Annotated in this window: 13 protein-coding genes and 1 rRNA gene; 4 read left to right on the top strand and 10 right to left on the bottom strand. The window is 63.2% G+C overall.

What is annotated here, in order from left to right:
* Positions 1–5: 5 nt before the first annotated feature.
* Both ACZ881_RS21215 and ACZ881_RS21210 read left to right on the top strand, forming a co-directional pair.
* On the top strand, positions 6–1,028 hold the full coding sequence (locus ACZ881_RS21215) for an ABC transporter ATP-binding protein (protein ID WP_476117870.1): 1,023 nt from the start codon (positions 6–8) through the stop codon (positions 1,026–1,028).
* A 36-nt stretch (positions 1,029–1,064) separates the two neighbouring features.
* The gene (locus ACZ881_RS21210; protein ID WP_476117869.1) at positions 1,065–2,294 is read left to right on the top strand and encodes an amidohydrolase family protein; all 1,230 of its coding nucleotides are present in this window, start codon (positions 1,065–1,067) and stop codon (positions 2,292–2,294) included.
* Positions 2,295–2,377: 83 nt separating this feature from the next.
* Here ACZ881_RS21210 and ACZ881_RS21205 read toward each other — a convergent pair whose 3' ends face one another.
* The 7 genes from ACZ881_RS21205 to ACZ881_RS21175 all read right to left on the bottom strand — a co-directional run bounded on the left by ACZ881_RS21205 (position 2,378) and on the right by ACZ881_RS21175 (position 12,162).
* Positions 2,378–2,866: a pyridoxamine 5'-phosphate oxidase family protein gene (locus ACZ881_RS21205; protein WP_476117868.1), complete on the bottom strand. Its 489-nt coding sequence runs from the start codon at positions 2,864–2,866 to the stop codon at positions 2,378–2,380.
* A gap of 104 nt (positions 2,867–2,970) precedes the next feature.
* Positions 2,971–4,188 (bottom strand): MFS transporter, encoded by a 1,218-nt coding sequence (locus ACZ881_RS21200; protein ID WP_476117867.1) that lies wholly within the window; start codon positions 4,186–4,188, stop codon positions 2,971–2,973.
* A 411-nt stretch (positions 4,189–4,599) separates the two neighbouring features.
* Positions 4,600–6,063, bottom strand: a complete 1,464-nt coding sequence (locus tag ACZ881_RS21195; RefSeq protein WP_476117866.1) for an FAD-binding oxidoreductase — start codon at positions 6,061–6,063, stop codon at positions 4,600–4,602.
* A gap of 101 nt (positions 6,064–6,164) precedes the next feature.
* On the bottom strand, positions 6,165–8,171 hold the full coding sequence (locus tag ACZ881_RS21190) for a glycoside hydrolase family 13 protein (protein WP_476117865.1): 2,007 nt from the start codon (positions 8,169–8,171) through the stop codon (positions 6,165–6,167).
* Positions 8,172–8,173: 2 nt separating this feature from the next.
* Entirely contained in the window at positions 8,174–9,109 is a 936-nt protein-coding gene (locus ACZ881_RS21185) for a sugar ABC transporter permease (protein WP_476117864.1), read from the bottom strand.
* On the bottom strand, positions 9,109–10,767 hold the full coding sequence (locus ACZ881_RS21180) for an ABC transporter permease subunit (RefSeq protein WP_476117863.1): 1,659 nt from the start codon (positions 10,765–10,767) through the stop codon (positions 9,109–9,111). The genes ACZ881_RS21185 and ACZ881_RS21180 overlap by 1 nt, the downstream gene beginning before the upstream one ends.
* A gap of 96 nt (positions 10,768–10,863) precedes the next feature.
* Positions 10,864–12,162 carry a sugar ABC transporter substrate-binding protein gene (locus ACZ881_RS21175; RefSeq protein WP_476117862.1) on the bottom strand — a complete coding sequence of 433 codons (1,299 nt, stop codon included), beginning with the start codon at positions 12,160–12,162 and terminating at the stop codon, positions 10,864–10,866.
* Between the two features lie 207 nt (positions 12,163–12,369).
* Between ACZ881_RS21175 and ACZ881_RS21170 the strand changes: the two genes are divergently transcribed.
* Together ACZ881_RS21170 and ACZ881_RS21165 are read left to right on the top strand one after the other, a co-directional pair.
* A complete protein-coding gene (locus tag ACZ881_RS21170; RefSeq protein WP_476117861.1) occupies positions 12,370–14,163 on the top strand; it encodes a glycoside hydrolase family 13 protein in 1,794 nt (597 codons plus the stop codon).
* 20 nt (positions 14,164–14,183) lie between these two features.
* Positions 14,184–15,206: a LacI family DNA-binding transcriptional regulator gene (locus ACZ881_RS21165; protein ID WP_476117860.1), complete on the top strand. Its 1,023-nt coding sequence runs from the start codon at positions 14,184–14,186 to the stop codon at positions 15,204–15,206.
* Between the two features lie 6 nt (positions 15,207–15,212).
* On the opposite strand, the gene ACZ881_RS21160 is transcribed toward ACZ881_RS21165, so the two are convergent.
* The 3 genes from ACZ881_RS21160 to rrf all read right to left on the bottom strand — a co-directional run.
* Entirely contained in the window at positions 15,213–15,734 is a 522-nt protein-coding gene (locus ACZ881_RS21160) for a GNAT family N-acetyltransferase (RefSeq protein ID WP_476117859.1), read from the bottom strand.
* A complete protein-coding gene (locus tag ACZ881_RS21155) occupies positions 15,727–16,221 on the bottom strand; it encodes an SRPBCC domain-containing protein (protein ID WP_476117858.1) in 495 nt (164 codons plus the stop codon). Before ACZ881_RS21155 ends, ACZ881_RS21160 begins: the two co-directional genes overlap by 8 nt.
* 121 nt (positions 16,222–16,342) lie before the next feature.
* A 5S ribosomal RNA gene (rrf, locus tag ACZ881_RS21150) occupies positions 16,343–16,436 on the bottom strand; the annotation flags it as partial.

Genomic DNA, 16,436 nt, shown 5'->3' with positions numbered 1-16,436 from the left:
CGGCCATGGAACATCAGCCAATTCTTCAGGTGGAGAACCTGCAAAAGCACTTCCCGCTGAAGGGCGGCCTGCTTCCGGGCGCCGCCAAACGCTCTGTCAAAGCGGTCGACGGCGTATCGTTCAGTCTCGCCCGAGGCCAGACTTTGGGACTCGTAGGTGAGTCCGGATGCGGTAAATCGACCACTGGCCGTATGGTGGCGCGCCTCATGGACCCGACGGGCGGCCGGATTCTGGTGGACGGCGAGGACATCAGCCAACTTCGCGGCAAGGATCTATACAACTTCCGGCGCAAGGTCCAGATGATCTTCCAGGACCCCTTCGCGTCCCTGAATCCGCGGCAAACAGTGGGTACAGCTATCGCCGCTCCCATGGTGGCGCAGAGGATCAATCCGCCAGGGGGCCTCAAGAACCGGGTGAAGGAACTCCTGGACCAAGTGGGGCTCAAGCCGGAGCACTACAACCGTTTCCCACATGAGTTCTCCGGGGGCCAGCGTCAGCGCGTGGGTATCGCCCGGGCGATTTCCCTGAGTCCGTCAGTGATTGTGTGCGACGAACCAGTGTCCGCTTTGGACGTCTCAGTGCAGGCACAGGTGGTGAACCTGCTGCAGCAGATCCAGCGCGACACCGGCGTTTCCTACATCTTCATCGCGCACGATCTCTCTGTGGTCCGGCACATCTCCCACGAAGTCGCTGTGATGTACCTGGGCAAGGTCGTCGAGCAGGGGCCTCGGGACGCTTTGTTCAGCGATCCCTTGCACCCGTACACCAAGGCATTGCTCTCCGCAGTACCCCTTCCGGATCCCCGGGCAGCCCGTGAACAGGTGAAGATCCGGCTTCGTGGCGACCTCCCCTCGCCGGCCAACCCACCCAGCGGCTGCGTCTTCCGGACACGGTGCCCGCTCATTGGCACGCTTCCCGACGAGCAGCGCCAACGCTGCATCGACCAGATCCCCACACCCGCCAAGCCCGAGGCGCCCGCCTGTCACCACACAGCTATGGCCGCAACGGTCCTGGCGGGCGTGCAATAGAAGCAGGCAATAGATTCACTATCAAAGGAGTAACCATTGAATACCCTGATCCGCGCCGTCCGCCCCTGGGGGCAAGCGCTCAGCGACGTCACCCTTGTCGCGGGCGAAGCAGGCGGCAAGATCACCGCCGTCGAACCGCATGATCCAGCCCGCGTGGTTCCGGGTGGCGTTACGGTAGTGGAAGGCCGCGGACGTATGCTGCTCCCGTCATTCTCGGACGTCCACGTTCACCTTGATTCCACCCGGATCGGCCTTCCTTTCCGTGAGCACACCGGAGGTCCGGGTGTGTGGACCATGATGATGAACGACCGTCAAAACTGGCGCAACGCTGAGGTCCCGTTGCAGGATCGCGTGAACGACACCCTGGGCCGGATGATCGCCCGTGGTACTACCCGGGTCCGCTCCTACGCGCAGGTCGACGTGGACTGCAGGCTGGAGCGTTTCGACGCCGTTGCTGCCGCCAAGGAAAAATTCGCCGGCCAGGCTTCCGTGGACATCATCGCTTTCCCCCAGGCCGGGTTGTTGCTGGAGGAAGGGACGGTGGAGCTCATGGAGGAGGCGCTGAAAGCCGGCGCCAACGTGATGGGTGGCATCGATCCCTGCACGCTGGACCGCGATCCGGCCAAGCACCTGGACATCGTGTTTGGGCTGGCAGAGAAGTATCAGGTTCCCATCGACATCCACCTCCACGAGCCCGGCGAATTGGGAGTCTTCAGCACGGATCTGGTCCTCGAGCGCACCCGGGCGTTGGGCATGCAGGGGAAGGTGACCATGTCCCACGCGTACCAATTGGGCAGCGTCAACGAGGCCACTACGCGCAGGCTCATTGATGCCTTCGCGGAACTGGACGTGTCCTTGGCCTCGGTTGCTCCGTCTGCTGCAGGCCAACTGCCCATTCCCTTGCTCACCGAAGCCGGCGTTCGTTTGGGGTTGGGCGAGGATGGCCAACGTGACTACTGGTCCCCTTACGGCAACACGGATATGCTGGACCGCACCTGGCAGCTCGCCTTCACGCACGGTTTCCGCAAGGACGAGCTGATCGAGCACTGCCTGGCCATCGCCACCATCGGTGGTGCGAGCATCCTTGACCCCCGCGCAACCAGGCTGAAGGACACGGCCCATCGTCCCGGCGTCGAGGTTGGCGATCCCGCGGAACTGTTGCTGGTGGACGGCGAAACGGTGGCTTCCACGGTGATGGACCGAGGAAGGGACCGCACCGTGATCCACGCCGGAAGGGTTGTGGCGGACCAGCTGGAACTGGTCTAGCTCCCTCGGAACCCGCTCTTGTCCGGGCTCCTCACCGTTGAACGGCGAGGAGCCCGGACGAGGACGGGTTTCTGCGTTCCGGGCTACTCGCCTCTGGCCGTGGGCGCTTCATCCAGCGGCGTCCACCACGTCACAGCGGGGGTCACTGTGAATCGCCGACCCGTCACCTTGCTGGGAGTGATGCGGATGAACTGGTCCTTTTGGCCTGCTTCCCATGGGAAAAGGAGGAGCCCGACGGTATCCAGCACGTCCTGCGTGAGTTCCACGGCAGATGCTTGGCCCTTGACCACTACGCTCCATGCCACGCCTGTTTCGGCATTAACGCCGTCGGCTTCGATGGCCACGGGCGCGTCGCCCAGGGCTGCATGAAGTTTGGTGCCTTCGCCAGTCCGGAACACCATGGTCCCGTGATCAACCTTGTAATTCACGGGGAAGATGTCCGGGTGGTCGTCCACAACAACGGCAAGCCTGCCCACTGAGACGCCACGGAGGAGCTCCCAGCATTCGTTGGTTTCCAGGATTTCCGTGGCAGGTGTTTCCGGCTGTTGCGTCCCTGATGGTGAGTTAGTCATATCGCCGAGGATACGCCGCGGAGTTGCTGCCCGACAGGCCGTGGCTCGGGTTCCGGGCGGCCTGTCCCGGTCTTGTTCGCTGCGCCCGCCCTCGTACGGCCGGATTATCGAACAAGCGTAGCTTTCGAGACATTCTCGGCCTGTTGGCTTCCCTGATCAACAGTCACCATTGGTCCCCGGATTGCCAGGAACCCGGCACCGGCCAGCACTACGGCTTCGGCGGCGAGCGCCCAGAACGTCAGCTCCCAGCCGCAGGTCATGGTGTGCAGCAACCCGGCGCCCAGCGGACCGAGGGACGCCAACGCGAAGCCAAATCCCTGGCTCATTGCCGAAAGCTTTCCCGCTGATTGTGGTCCGTCAGATCGGATCACCACCAACGCCATGGCGAGCCCGAATCCGGCGCTTTGCACAACCCCCAGAATCCCGACCATGAGGAACTGCAGCTCAACCGGCGATGTCAGGACTCCCAACAGCGCGAGCGCCACAGACACACCTAGCCCCGGTGCCATGATCCGCAGGATGGCAGGACGACCGGCCAGCACGGGTGCCAACAAACTTGCCGGTAACCCGGCCAGGCTGAACCAAGCGAGCAGGGCAGCGGCATCGGCTGCTGCTAGCCCGCGGGATACCAAATACACCGCCAGCCAGGATGTGATCGCGAAATAGAGCATGGCCTGGAGGCCGAAGAACGCTGTCACGGCCCACGCGGTGCGCTGCTTCCGGAGCGGGACGGCCCGCTTTCTCGTGACAATCGTCGACGCCGCGTCCCCGGCCAGCGACCTAGCGGCGCCATCCCCGGCGGGGCCTCCGGCACGGTGGATCAGGAAGGCTCCCAACAGCGCTGGGACAGCCCACACAGCCAGTGCTGATGGCAGGTTGCCGCTGAAGGCGTGCTCCAGTGGCTGGACCAGTCCGGCCCCAAGCGCCGCTCCGAGCCCGAACCCCATGGTGCACAGTCCCGTCCACCAGCCGGTGCCGCGGTTTGCTTTGACGATCTGGGGCACCAGGACACTCGCGGTCATGATCGCCATGCCGGCCAGGAATGTGCCCGGCAGCAGGAGTCCCGGCACGGTCGCCCGAACCACCAGCGCTGCAGCGAGAACCAGCAAGGCGAGAGCCACAGCCCGCCCGGTGCCGAATCGTCTAGCCAGCCAAGGCCCGATGGGACCGGAAATACCAAACGCCAGCACGGGCAGAGTCCCCAACAAGGGCAGCAGCGCGGGGTCCAGGTTGAAAACGCCCGGAACCTGGTTCATGACCCCGGCGACGGTCGTAATGGCCGGTCGAAGGTTAACTGACACCACAACAAGTGCGAGCAGCATCAGGCCAGTCATCAGCCTCGGATTCAATCCCGCCCCAGCCAACCGCTTCACACGCACGTCATTCCCCTCATAGCCATTTTGGTATACCAAACAAGACTAAGAGGTGATGGGCGGAAAGTAAATGCTGTAAAAAGTGGTGAATGAGATGACTCGTAGTGCAACGCCGTCAAGTTTGGAATACCAAGAAACGCAAATGCCATCCGTGGACGGATTTTGAACGTGATAGAGCGTCACAACCAAACACGAGGGACGTGAAAGAGCGTCACCCTCAAGCACGAGGGACGTGATAGAGCGTCAGAGAGTCGTCCGCGGATGGCCCGCAGGGCCGGAACGCGGCAGCGCGCGTCTAAGGGAGGCACGACCGAGCGCGCAGAGCGTTCCGGCCCTGCGGGCCGACTCAAAGGCGAGACCCTAGATAGCCTTCCCCGGGTTCAGAATCCCCTGGGGATCGAACAGTTCTTTGATGCGCCGCTGCAGCTCCCTCACGGGCTCGGGCTGCTCCAGGCCGAGCCATCGCAGCTTGTATTGGCCAACGCCGTGCTCACCTGTGATGGTGCCGCCCATATCGAGGCCGACTCGAATGGATTCGTCCAAGGCAGCATTCAGCCTCTTCAGGGCCTCCGCGTCGGTGGCCGGGTCAACCCTGTCCATCCAGAAGGTGGGGTGCAGGTTGCCGTCGCCGGCGTGGGCCACTACTTTGAGTCGGACGTGGAATCGGGTGGCCATCGCTTCAAGTTCGGCTACGAAATCGACCAGCCGCGAGCGCGGGACGGCGATGTCTTCCCCCACCCTGAATTCGTCATCCACTTCGACGCCGCGGCTGTTGCGGCGCATTTCCACCAGCATTTCGGCTTCCGCACTGGCTTCCATGGTCACTGTTGCGCCGCTTTCAGCGAGGACCTGCCGAACGACGTCGGCTTCTGCAGCCGCACCGAAGCCATCGGTCTGGATCAGAAGCAATGACTTGCCGCGTTTTTGGAGGTCACCGCCATGGAGTTCGTCGAGCTGCACCAAGGTGCCGTTGTCCAGGAGCTCCATGATGGCGGGCTGTACCCTGGCCCTGCCCACAGCGAGGACTCCGGCGGCGGCGCTGCGGAAGTCCTGGTAGAAGGCGGCGATGGTGTGGACCTCGCGAGGCAGGTACTTCAAGCGGACGGTCACGCCCACCACGATTCCCAGCGTTCCTTCAGACCCGACAAGGAGCGCGGTCAGGTCATAACCTGCGACGCCCTTAAAGGTCTGGTGGCCGGTATGCATCAGCGAACCATCCGCCATGACGACGTCCAGGGCCAGCACGGAATCGCGCGTTACACCGTATTTGGCGCAGCGCAGTCCTCCGGCGTTGGTAGCAACGTTGCCGCCGATGGTGGATATCTTGTAACTCGCCGGGTCGGGCGCATACATCAGACCGTGTTTGGCCGCGGCAGCGTTCAGTTCGGCGTTGATAACGCCGGGTTCGACGACGGCGGTCTCGTCGTCGGGGTTGAGGTCCAGGATCCGGTTCATCCGTTCAAGGCTCAGGACGATGCAGCCCTGGGTGGCATGCGCTCCCCCGGAGACACCGGTTCCAGCACCCCGGGCGACGATCGGCACCTGATGCGCCGCGCAACTGCGAACAATATGTTGCACGTCCTCCACGGACTCGGCCCACACCACAGCCAGGGGTAGATGCCTCTCCAGCATTGGCCCCTGATCCACCGAGTACACGGTGAGGGTTTCTTCGTCGCCCGCCATCTGCCCGGCCCCAAGTCCAGCGGCAAGCTCCTCCACGAAAGTCCCCTGGATGGCAGGTGGCTTGGCGGCTTCCCCTCGGCCCACCGTGCGTTCCTTGATGCTTTCCCCTGATGTTCCGGCGATGGCTGTTTCGTCCGACAAGGCTTTCCCTCCACATGAGCACCGCGGACACGCCAAACCGGCAGTCTTCGCAGTCTTTTCCTTGCCAGTCTAGCCAGCACCGGCGGGGCATCGGGCAACCTTTAGTGCAGGGGAAGCGGGGTTCCGGGGATCGCCCAGATTCCTGCGAAGATACCTTTCGAGCGTAGACAAACACCTTCGACGCCGGATGGACCGGCAGTTGCCGATGCCGTTGCCGATGCCGATGCCGATGCCACCGCGCCGGAGTGGTGCAGGGGCGGCAGTAGCAACGCCCTAAGCTGCGCGTCGCTGAGAACCGAATCGTCGAGGACCACTTGGGCAGCATCCCTCGAGACGAAGACCAGCACTGAAGACTCCATGGTTTCCCGGACAAAGATCATGGCGTCGCCCTCTGCGTGCAGCCATCGCACACCACCCTCAGTCAGCGCGGGCATTTCCTTGCGGAGCCGCCCGAGGCTTGCGTAGACGGATCGCAAGTCCTTAACCACGCGATGCTCGACCACAGGGGCCGGCTCCCCTTCCGATCCCGACTCAGCCCACGGCATGGGAGTCCTGGAGTCCTCGCCGTTGAACCCTTCGAATCCAAATTCATCGCCGGCAAACAACACCGGAACTCCCGGCAGGCAGAAGGTGAGCACCGCGCCCGCTTCCGGGCCGCCGTCGACCATTACCGTTGCTGCCCGCGCTGTGTCGTGCGTATTGAGCGCGTTCATGTTGTTTTGTCGCACACCCCAGCTAAATCCCGCTGCGAGGTCTTGGTGCGTCGCAAGGAAATCTTCAGCGGAGATCCTGTTGGGCCCCGACTGGGGTGAGCCGAAGAAGTTTACGTTCGGCGCGTCTTTCGCGAGCCAGGACCATAGCGGCCGGGTGAGGTTGGAGTACGTCATGGCACCCTGCCAGTGCTCACCAGTAACGTCGGGGGCGGCATCGGATGTGGACTCGGCGAGCAGGGCCGCGTTCGGGTTGATTTCACGCACGCGGTCAGCGATGAGCCGGGCAACTTCATGGTTGAGATCCACAGATCCAAGGCGTCCCGTCATGTTGCCGACGTCGATCCTCCATCCATCCAGGTTGAACGGCGGCTTAAGCCAACGGGACACCACGGAATCATGGTCCGTCACGAAACGCCGGCGGAGGGCTTCCGAGGACCAGTTGAATTTGGGCAGCGACGGCACTCCCCACCACGACTCATAGCTGGAATGGTCCGGGCTGAAGTAGTAGTAGCCGGCTTCCTCTGATCCAGGATCGGCGAGCGCTTTGACGAACCATTCGTGGGCAGCGCCGGAGTGGTTCGCGGTGAGGTCCCCCATGACGCGGATGCCCCGCGCGTGTGCGGCTTCAACCAAGTCCACCAGGGCCTGGTCGCCACCCAGGAGCGGATCTACGCAATCGAAGGTGGAAGCGTCGTAGCGGTGGTTGGAACGTGCAGGGAAGAAGGGCGTCAGGTAGAGGACATCCACCCCCAGTTCCTTCAGGTGGTCCAGGTTGCCCGTGATCCCGGGGAGGTCTCCCCCGTAGAACTGTGTGGAGGCTTCCTCGCCCGTTCCCACCACCGGGGTATCCCAGGAGCAAGCGATGGCCCAGTCTGGCGTGGGGTGTCCGTCCGCTTGGGCGGATCGGGCGAACCGGTCCGGGAAGACCTGATACATGGTGCCCTTGCCCAGCCACTCCGGCGCCGGGGCGAACGCCGTCAGCCTAAAGTCTGCTGAATCCGAAACGTCCCGGGCGAAGAGGCCTTGGGCGTTGAGGTTCCAGTAGCGCCGCCCGACGGTAGTGCCAACCGGTGCCCCGCCAGTCGGCGTGCCGGCGACAGCACCGTCGTCGTGCGTGTCAGTGACTTCCAGCAGGAAGCGGTACTTGGCCACCGGGTTCGCCACGAGCATCGCCGCTTCCCACCAGTCCCAGCCATCGGCGGAGCCGAGCCGGAATGCGGCGTCGTAGCGGGGCTCACCGTCCTGGACAGAACGGACCCAGACTTTCGACGCAGGTCCCCAGCCCTGCGGTACGCGGACCCGGAGGCGAACGGTGTCGCCGAGGGACACAGGCCCGGGTGCGGTGTTGGATACGAAGACGCTCGAGCCGTCGTGGTGCGGCAGGGCGATTGGCATGGTCAGCCTTTCACTGATCCGGCGGTAAGTCCGCTGACGATGTATTTCTGCAGGAAGAGGAACAGTGCCATGACCGGGATCGCGGCGATCACGGCGCCGGCCGCGAAAACGCCCCAGTTCTCGGAGCGCTGCTGGGCCACGTAGGAGTAAAGCCCGACGGCGAGTGTCTGGCTGTCGGGATCGGTCAGCACCACGCTGGCGATGACGAACTCGCTGGAAATGCCGATGAAGGCCAAGAGACCCACAACCGCCAGAATGGGCGTGACCAGTCGCAGGATGATGCCGAAGAAGATCTGCACGTGGCTGGCGCCGTCGATCTTGGCGGCCTCATCCAGTGACTGCGGGACTGTGTTGAAGAACCCGTACATAAGGTAGGTGTTCACACCCAGCGCTCCGCCCAGGTACACCATGATGAGGCCCAGCTGGCTGCCCAGCCCCAAGGCCGGAATTACCTGCGAGATCCCGCTGAGGAGCAGGAAGATCGCGACGACGGCCAACAGTTGCGGGAACATCTGCAGCAGGAGGAGGGTCAGGAGTCCCATCCGGCGGCCCTTGAAGCGCATGCGGGAGAAAGCGTACGCAGCCATGGCACCGAGGAAAACGGTAGCGGCTGACGTAACCGTACCTACCACCAACGTGTTCACGAACCAGCGGCCGAAGGGTCGGGTGGGGTCGCTGAAGAGTGCCACGAAGTTACCGGTGTCGAACCTGGAGAACAGCCCGTTGGAACCCACAAGGGTGCCATTGGAATCCAGGGCAGCGGAGAGCACGTAGAGCAGCGGGAACACGGCGAAGATGGTGGTGACGATGCCCACCACATGCCGCCAGCCTTTGTCCTTGAACCAGACCCCAAAGGGACGGCTCTTTTGCGCCAGCGGCGACGGGCCGCCGTCGACCGTTGTTGTTTCCTTGCTGGAGGCCAGGGTGCGTACGCTCATCAGTTCACGTCCTCGAGTGCTTTGGTCTGCTTGAAGCTGATGGCCGAAATGGTGGCCACGATGATGAATATGATGATCGCGAGCGCGCTTGCCAGGCCGTAGTCGCGGCCCGTGCCTTGGCCGAACGCGACTTTGTACACCAGCGTGATGAGGATGTCGGTGGAACCGATATCGCGGTCAGTGTCCGCGAAGCGCGGCCCACCTCCGGTGAGCATGTAGATGACGTTGAAGTTGTTGAAGTTGAAGGCGAAGGAAGAGATCAGCAGCGGCGCCACGGACACGAGCAGCAGCGGTAGCTTGATGGAACGGAACACCCGCCAAGCGGAGGCTCCATCCATGCGGGCTGCCTCGTCGATTTCGGACGGCAGCGACTGCAGGGCGCCGGTGCAGACCAGGAACATGTACGGGAAACCAAGCCACACGTTGACCACCAGCACGCTGATCTTGGCCAGGACGGGGTCCGTCAGCCAGCCAATGTTCGCGCCGCCGAGCAAGGTTTGGTTCAGCCAGCCGAACTCGGGGTTGAGGATGCCGGACCATACCAGGCCGGACAGGAAGGCGGGAAAAGCGTAGGGCAGGATCATCAGGATCCGGTACACCTTCTTCCCCCTGAGGTCCTCACGGTTGAAGGTCACTGCCAGGAAGAGGCCCATCACAAAGGTGAGGGCGACGGACGCGATGGAGAAGGTGAACGTCCAGAGGATCACGCCCACCAGCGGCCCGCGGAGGCTGGGATCCGTGAAGGCCCGGACGAAGTTGTCCATGCCGACGTCGATCTTCCAGCCGGTGGCCAAGGTATCTCCGTTGGCATTGGCGAAGGCGCCCTTGCCGTTGTCGCGGTATTCCGCGCCGGTTTCGGTGTCCACGAAGGTGTCCGTGGCGGCGTCGTAGTTGAGCGCCGGCTTGAACTGGTAAGCCGTGCTGCCGTCTGCTGTGCGCAACGTTCCATCGGCGGGATCGTCCGAAACCGGGACCGTGATCTTCAGGATCTCCTGCTGGTTGGCCACGATCTCCTGGAACTTCAGCGCCTGGTAGCCCGGCAAGGAGTTGGCCTTGCCCGTTGAGTCTTTGCCGGCGTCCGGGGCTTCGGCGAGCGGATCTTCGCTACTACCGAGTTGCGCCTTCCCTGCCGGATCGGTGAACAGCAGATAGAACTCGTTGTCCTTGGTCAGCACGGAAGCCTTGTAAGCAGGCGAATCCGGGACGCGTTTCTGCGCTGTCAGCTGGATGGCCGAAATGGCATCGTCCTTAGTGCTGTTGTGCCCATCGCCGTAGTTGGTGAAGGCGATGTAACCGCTGAATACCACCACCAGGACCTGGAACACCAGCAGGAACAGGACCCCGGGGGCCAGGTATTTTGCCGGCAGCCCGCCCTTCCGGAGGTAGATCCAGTTAATGGCCAGGACCACCAACGACGACACTGCCAGCGCAGCCCACGACTGGCTGAGGAAAAGCATCATCAGGACGTACACCGCGAAGGCGTCCACAAGTCCCAGAAGGACAACTTTGAGGATGGTGCCCTTGAGGGAATCCGGATGGCGTGCGGGCTTGGCTGGTCGTGGGGGCTTCGCTGGACGGCCGGTGCTGCTGCTGGAAGGCTCGGCCGGGGCCGCATGGCCTTGGCTGGAGGGCAGTTCGCGGAGATCTGGTTTTGGCATTGTGGATCCTTGGGTGAAGCGGTTGGCGGCAGGCAGGGCCGGGCGGTGGAGTGCCGCCCGGCCCGGGCAGACCGGTGGAGTTATCCGGTTGCGGTGCTAGCCGCCGATCTTGGACTTGATGCTGTCTGCCATCTTGGTCCAGGCCTCAGCCGGATCGCCTTGGCCCTTGATGATGGCCAGTTCGGTAGCACCCCAGTCAGCCCACACCGCGCTCATTTCCGGGATGGCCGGCATGGGAACGCCGGTGGCACCGATCTTGCCGAATGCCTCCACCACGGGATCGCTGGCGGCCTTGTCGAATGACGCCTTGAGGGCCGGAGGCCGTCCTCCTGCTGCATACATGGAGTCCTGAGCCGACTCGGAGGTGAGGTAGTTGGTGACGAACTCGTTGGTGGCCAAGGCGTTGGCGCTCTTGGCGCTGATGAAGAAGCCGTTGACGCCGATGAACGGCTGGGCGGGCTCGTTGCCGGCGGTGGGCAGCTCATCTACGGAGAACTTGATGCCCTTCTTCTGGACATCCGGAACGTTCCACGGGCCCGTCACGAAGTACGGGGATTCGCCGGCCAGGAACTTCTCCTTGGCAATGTCACCTGTGATGTTGGAGTTGATGATCTTCTCGCCGGCATCGCCCCAGGCGGCCAGCTTCTTGGCGAATTCGACGCCGGCAGCGTCACCGATGAGGAGCTGCTTGGCGTCATATTCGCCGTCGGCGTTCTTACCGAAGACCTGTGAGCCCATGGAGGACTGCAGCGGGTACAGGTGGTACGGATCGCCCTGCTTCGGGTCCATGCCCACCAGGAAGGGGAAAGTGGCTTTGCCATCTGTCACGGCCTTCTTGCCGTTCGCCACTACTTCGTCCAAGGTGGCAGCCTTGCTGTCCACGATGCTGGTGTTGCGTAGCAGGGCAATGTTTTCGATGGCGTAAGGGACGCCATAGACAGCGCCGTTGTAGGTCATGGCCTTGATGGAGGAATCTTGGAACTGTCCGGCTTTGTCACCCAGCTCGACGGGTGCGATCACACCGTTCTGGACGAACTTTCCAATCCAGTCGTGGGGTCCGACGATCAAGTCAGGCCCCTGCCCGGTGGGCACCTGGGTTATGAAGTCGTCGCGCACGGCGGCGAAGTCCTTGACCACGAGCTTCACCTCGATGCCGGTATCGGACTTGAACTTCTCCGTGATGTCCTTCAATGCCGGTGAACGCTCGGCGTCCACCCACATGGTGATGACACCGGCTCCTGCCGCCTTGAGATCCGGTGTTGCGGCTTCCGAGCTCGGTGCGGTGGAGGCGCTTCCACCGCATGCGCTCAGTGCCAGGGCTGTGGCCACGGAGAGCGCCCCGGTGGCGAAAACGCGCCGGGTGGTGTGAGTCGCGAGGGTATTGTGCACCTTCATTGGTGTCCCTTTCGTTCTTTTGCTTCGACGGCAAGGGCTTGAGGCCCGTCTCTTCGCCGGTGACATGGCTCACAACTGCAAGCGCTTCCACACACTACAGGGCTCGCAGCATATTTGAAAAGCCCACCCCTCCCGAGTGGCGCAAAGACAGCATCCTTAGGACTGGAAACGTTTACAAATTTGAGATTTGTCTTCTACGATGTGTTCATGTCCGTTGATTCCTTGCTCTCGGTTGCGAGCCCCGAGCCCACTACTGTTTTCACGCATGTGACCCCGGTCCACGACGCCTCAATGGCGCACGGATGGTGGCGTTCCGCCGTGATCTACCAGATCTATCCGCGGTCCTTCCGGGACCTCAACGGTGACGGCGTAGGCGACTTGGCTGGCATCACTGCCGAACTGCCGCAGTTGGCGGCATTGGGGGTCGACGCCGTGTGGCTGTCCCCCTTCTATCGCTCACCCCAGCGCGATGCAGGATACGACGTCAGCGACTACTGCGACGTCGACCCCCTCTTCGGCACCCTGCACCACTTCGACGCCCTCATCGCAGAGGCCAACAGGCTCAACCTGCGCGTCATCGCGGACCTCGTCCCCAACCACTGTTCTGACCAGCACGTCGCTTTCCAAGCAGCACTTGCTGCCGGCGCCAACAGCGCGGAGCGGGACATGTTCATCTTCCGTGATGGTCAAGGGCCCGACGGCAACGAGCCACCCAACAACTGGCAATCGCACTTCGGCGGCCCGGCATGGACACGCATTATCGAAGCTGACGGTCAGCCCGGCCAGTGGTTCCTGCATCTCTTCGACTCCTCACAGCCGGACTTCAACTGGGACAACCCTGCCGTCCATGCTGAGTTTGAACGCGTTCTCCGCTTCTGGCTGGACCGCGGCATCTCCGGCTTCCGGGTGGACGTTGCCCACGCGCTGGTCAAGGCCGCTGGCCTCCCCAACTGGGGTGGGCGTGCGGACGGCAACAGCTCCGACGGCTTCCCGGGTCAGGATGCGCCGATGTTCGGCCAGCCCGCCCTGCACGATATCTATCGCCGCTGGCGCTCCATCCTGGAAGAGTACGGACCGGACCGCATCCTGTGCGCCGAAGCCAACGTCGACCCGCTCCCCCGGCTGGCGCAGTGGGTCCGTCCCGACGAAATGCACCAGGCCTTCAACTTCCCCTACCTGCACGCAGGACTGGATGTGAACCGCCTCCGCCACATCATCACCGACTCGCTGGTCTCGCTGGACGCCGTGGGTGCCCCGAGCACCTGGGTGTTGTCCAACCACGATGTCGTAAGGCACGTGTCCCGTTTCGGTTACGACGGACCAGGGCCCCGCGACGGTGACGGCATTGGGCCTGATGACATGCAGCCCAACGAAGAACTCGGACGACGACGCGCTGCTGCGGCCACCATGTTCATGCTCGGACTTCCCGGCGGCGCGTACCTCTACCAAGGCGAAGAGCTGGGCCTACCCGACTCCTCCAGCATTCCCGGCAGCATGCGCCAGGACCCCACGTTCGCCCGCACCGGCGGAGCCCGCATCGGCCGCGACGGCTGCCGTGTGCCGCTCCCCTGGCGTTCGTCAGAACCTCACACCGGGTTCGGCAGCGGCATGGACCCCTGGCTGCCCCAGCCCGAGTCCTGGCCCGCGCTGGCGAGAGACAAGCAAGAGTCTGATCCGGCGTCGCACCTTAACCTGTACCGCCGGATGCTCGCCCTCCGGGCCACGCACCGTCTGGGCGAGGGCTCCCTCGCGTGGGTGGAGGACTACTGCAGTGAGACCTCGCTCGCCTACCTCAACGGCAACACCCTGGTGATCATGAACGTCGGGGCTGAGGCCATGCCGCTTCCGGCAGGGGAAACCATCCTGCGGAGCTCCGTTGCAGAAGGCAGCGCCGCTGATCTACCAAGCGCCGATCTACCAAGCGCCGATCTACCAAGCGCCGATCTACCAGGCGTTGATCTACTAGGCTCGGGGGAGACAATCTGGCTCACGGCCAGCTAACTTTTCCACCAAGGAGCAGCATGACCGGCATCAAGGACGTAGCCGAGCGAGCAGGGCTGTCCGTTGCCACGGTCTCACGGGCGCTGAGCGGGAAGGGCAATGTCTCCCCCACAAGCCGTGAACGTGCCCGTGCCGCAGCTGCCGAGTTGGGATTCGTGCTCTCCTACCATGCGTCGAGCCTGGCCTCCGGGCGCACGCACAATGTCGGCTTGGTGGTGCCCTCGGTCCACCGCTGGTTCTTCTCAGCGGTGATCGAGGGCGCCTCAGCGGCATTGCTTGAGGCCGGCTACGACCTCACCCTGTACAACATTGGTGAAAACCCCGCACACCGGCAGAGCGTCTTCAGCGACTTCCTGCTCCGCAAGCGGGTGGATGCGGTCATCGCAGTATCCCTGGAGCTTAGCGAAGACGAAATCGAGCAGCTTCACGCGGTGCACCGCCCCATAGTGGGTATCGGCGGCCCCTTACCGGGAGCATCCACTATCAGGATCGACGACTCCGGGATCGCGCTGAAAGCCACCAACCACTTACTGGGTCTGGGGCACACCAAGATAGCGCACATCACCGGCAATGAAGCCTATGACCAAGACTTCCATCTGCCGGGAACCCGCCGCAGCGGTTTTGAAAAGGCAATGAACGACGCCGGCTGCCCGGTCCGGCCCGAATGGATTGTTTCCGCGGACTTCACCATAGAAGGCGCCTACGCGGCTGCGAGGCAACTGCTGGCCAGCGCACCGGAACGCCCCACGGCCGTTTTCGCAGCGTCAGACGAAATGGCCATTGGCACCATCCTTGCCGCCAGGGACTTCGGCCTGCGCATCCCCGACGATCTCTCCGTCATGGGCATCGACGGGCATGACCTGGGCAATGTCCTTGGCTTGACCACCATCGACCAGGACGCCAAGGGGCAGGGGGCATTGGCTGTCCGGACGCTATTGGGGGCCATCAACAACGGGCTGGTTCTGGAACCCGCAGACACGGAGCACCCCACCAAGCTGGTGGTGCGGACAAGTACCGCTGTGCCCAGGCCCGGCACATCCTAGGACGTTCTAGGGCAGCGGCCGTTCCATCACGAGCTCCAGCTTTGACGTGTCCTGCGGATAAGGCCGGCTGGCACCCGTTGTCTCGAATCCGTGACGCCTGTAGAACGCAAGTGCCCTTGAGTTGTCCTCATGCACCCCAAGCTCAATGCTTTCCGCTGCCAGGTCTTCCGCTGCGGCCTTGCACGCCTCATTGAGGAGTTCGTCGGCCAGTCCCAGCCCGCGATGCTCGGGTGCGACATAGACGCTGATCAGCATAGCCTGCAGCGGTTTCTCCGGGCTCTGGGGGTGTTTGACCACCACGCGCATCAGGCCGCAGAATCTGCTGCCGTCTTTGCCAGCATCGGCAACCAGGGTGACACTGGCGTCCCCGGACATCGCGGCAGCACGCTCCTGCCACTGGGTGTCCGTTTGCCGGCGCGCAGCATCCAGGCTTTCCACGTAGGCCATGGGCGTATCTCTGAGCATCTCCAGGCGGACGGCCCTCAACAGGGCCCAATCTTTCGCGTGGAGCCTGCGGATCCTAGGCAACTGCTCCGCCCATGAATCTCACGTAGCGCTCCAGGACACGGGGCCAACCCTCGGCGTAGGACGCGCGCGAGGCCACGGGGTCTTCGGCGCCCTCCCACCCGTCGTGGACCAAGCGAACCTCAGTGCCCTCTTCCACGGCCCGGAACGATACACGGATCTCGGTGGACCAAAGGGGTGTGCTCGCGGGATACCAGCTGGCGTGGAAAGACAATGGCGGCTGCCAATCGTCAATGGTTCCCCACACGGAGGTACGTCCGTCCTCGGCCGTCTCGAGGATCAGGTTCTCTTCGAACTCAACATGTGATCCCTCGCCGAACACGCTCTCTTGGTCCAGGGGCCACCAGAGGTGTGGGTGATCCGTGAATCCCTGGAAGGCATGTGAGACGTTGGTGGGGACCACGACGGTGATGATGAAGGGCTCCAGAGCATCGCTGTCCTGCTGGGACGGCTCGGGCTCCGACTCGGGGTGGCTGAAGAGGTTTTCCATGACCACCAACTCTACCGGGGCAGAAGGCACTCACTTGGGTTAAACAGGACGGCTTCGGTTATGCGGAACGGTTAAATGCAAAGAGCCCCGACCATAAAGGTCGGGGCTCTTTTCAAATTATGTCCGGCGGTGTCCTACTCTCCCACACCCTCCCGGGTGCAGTACCATCGGCGCTGTGGGTCTTAGCTTCCGGGTTCGGAATGGGACCGGGCGTT

Source organism: Paenarthrobacter sp. TE3676, assembly GCF_056279165.1.
Note: the sequence above shows the minus strand (reverse complement) of the source record. Positions and strands in the feature narration are given on the sequence as shown.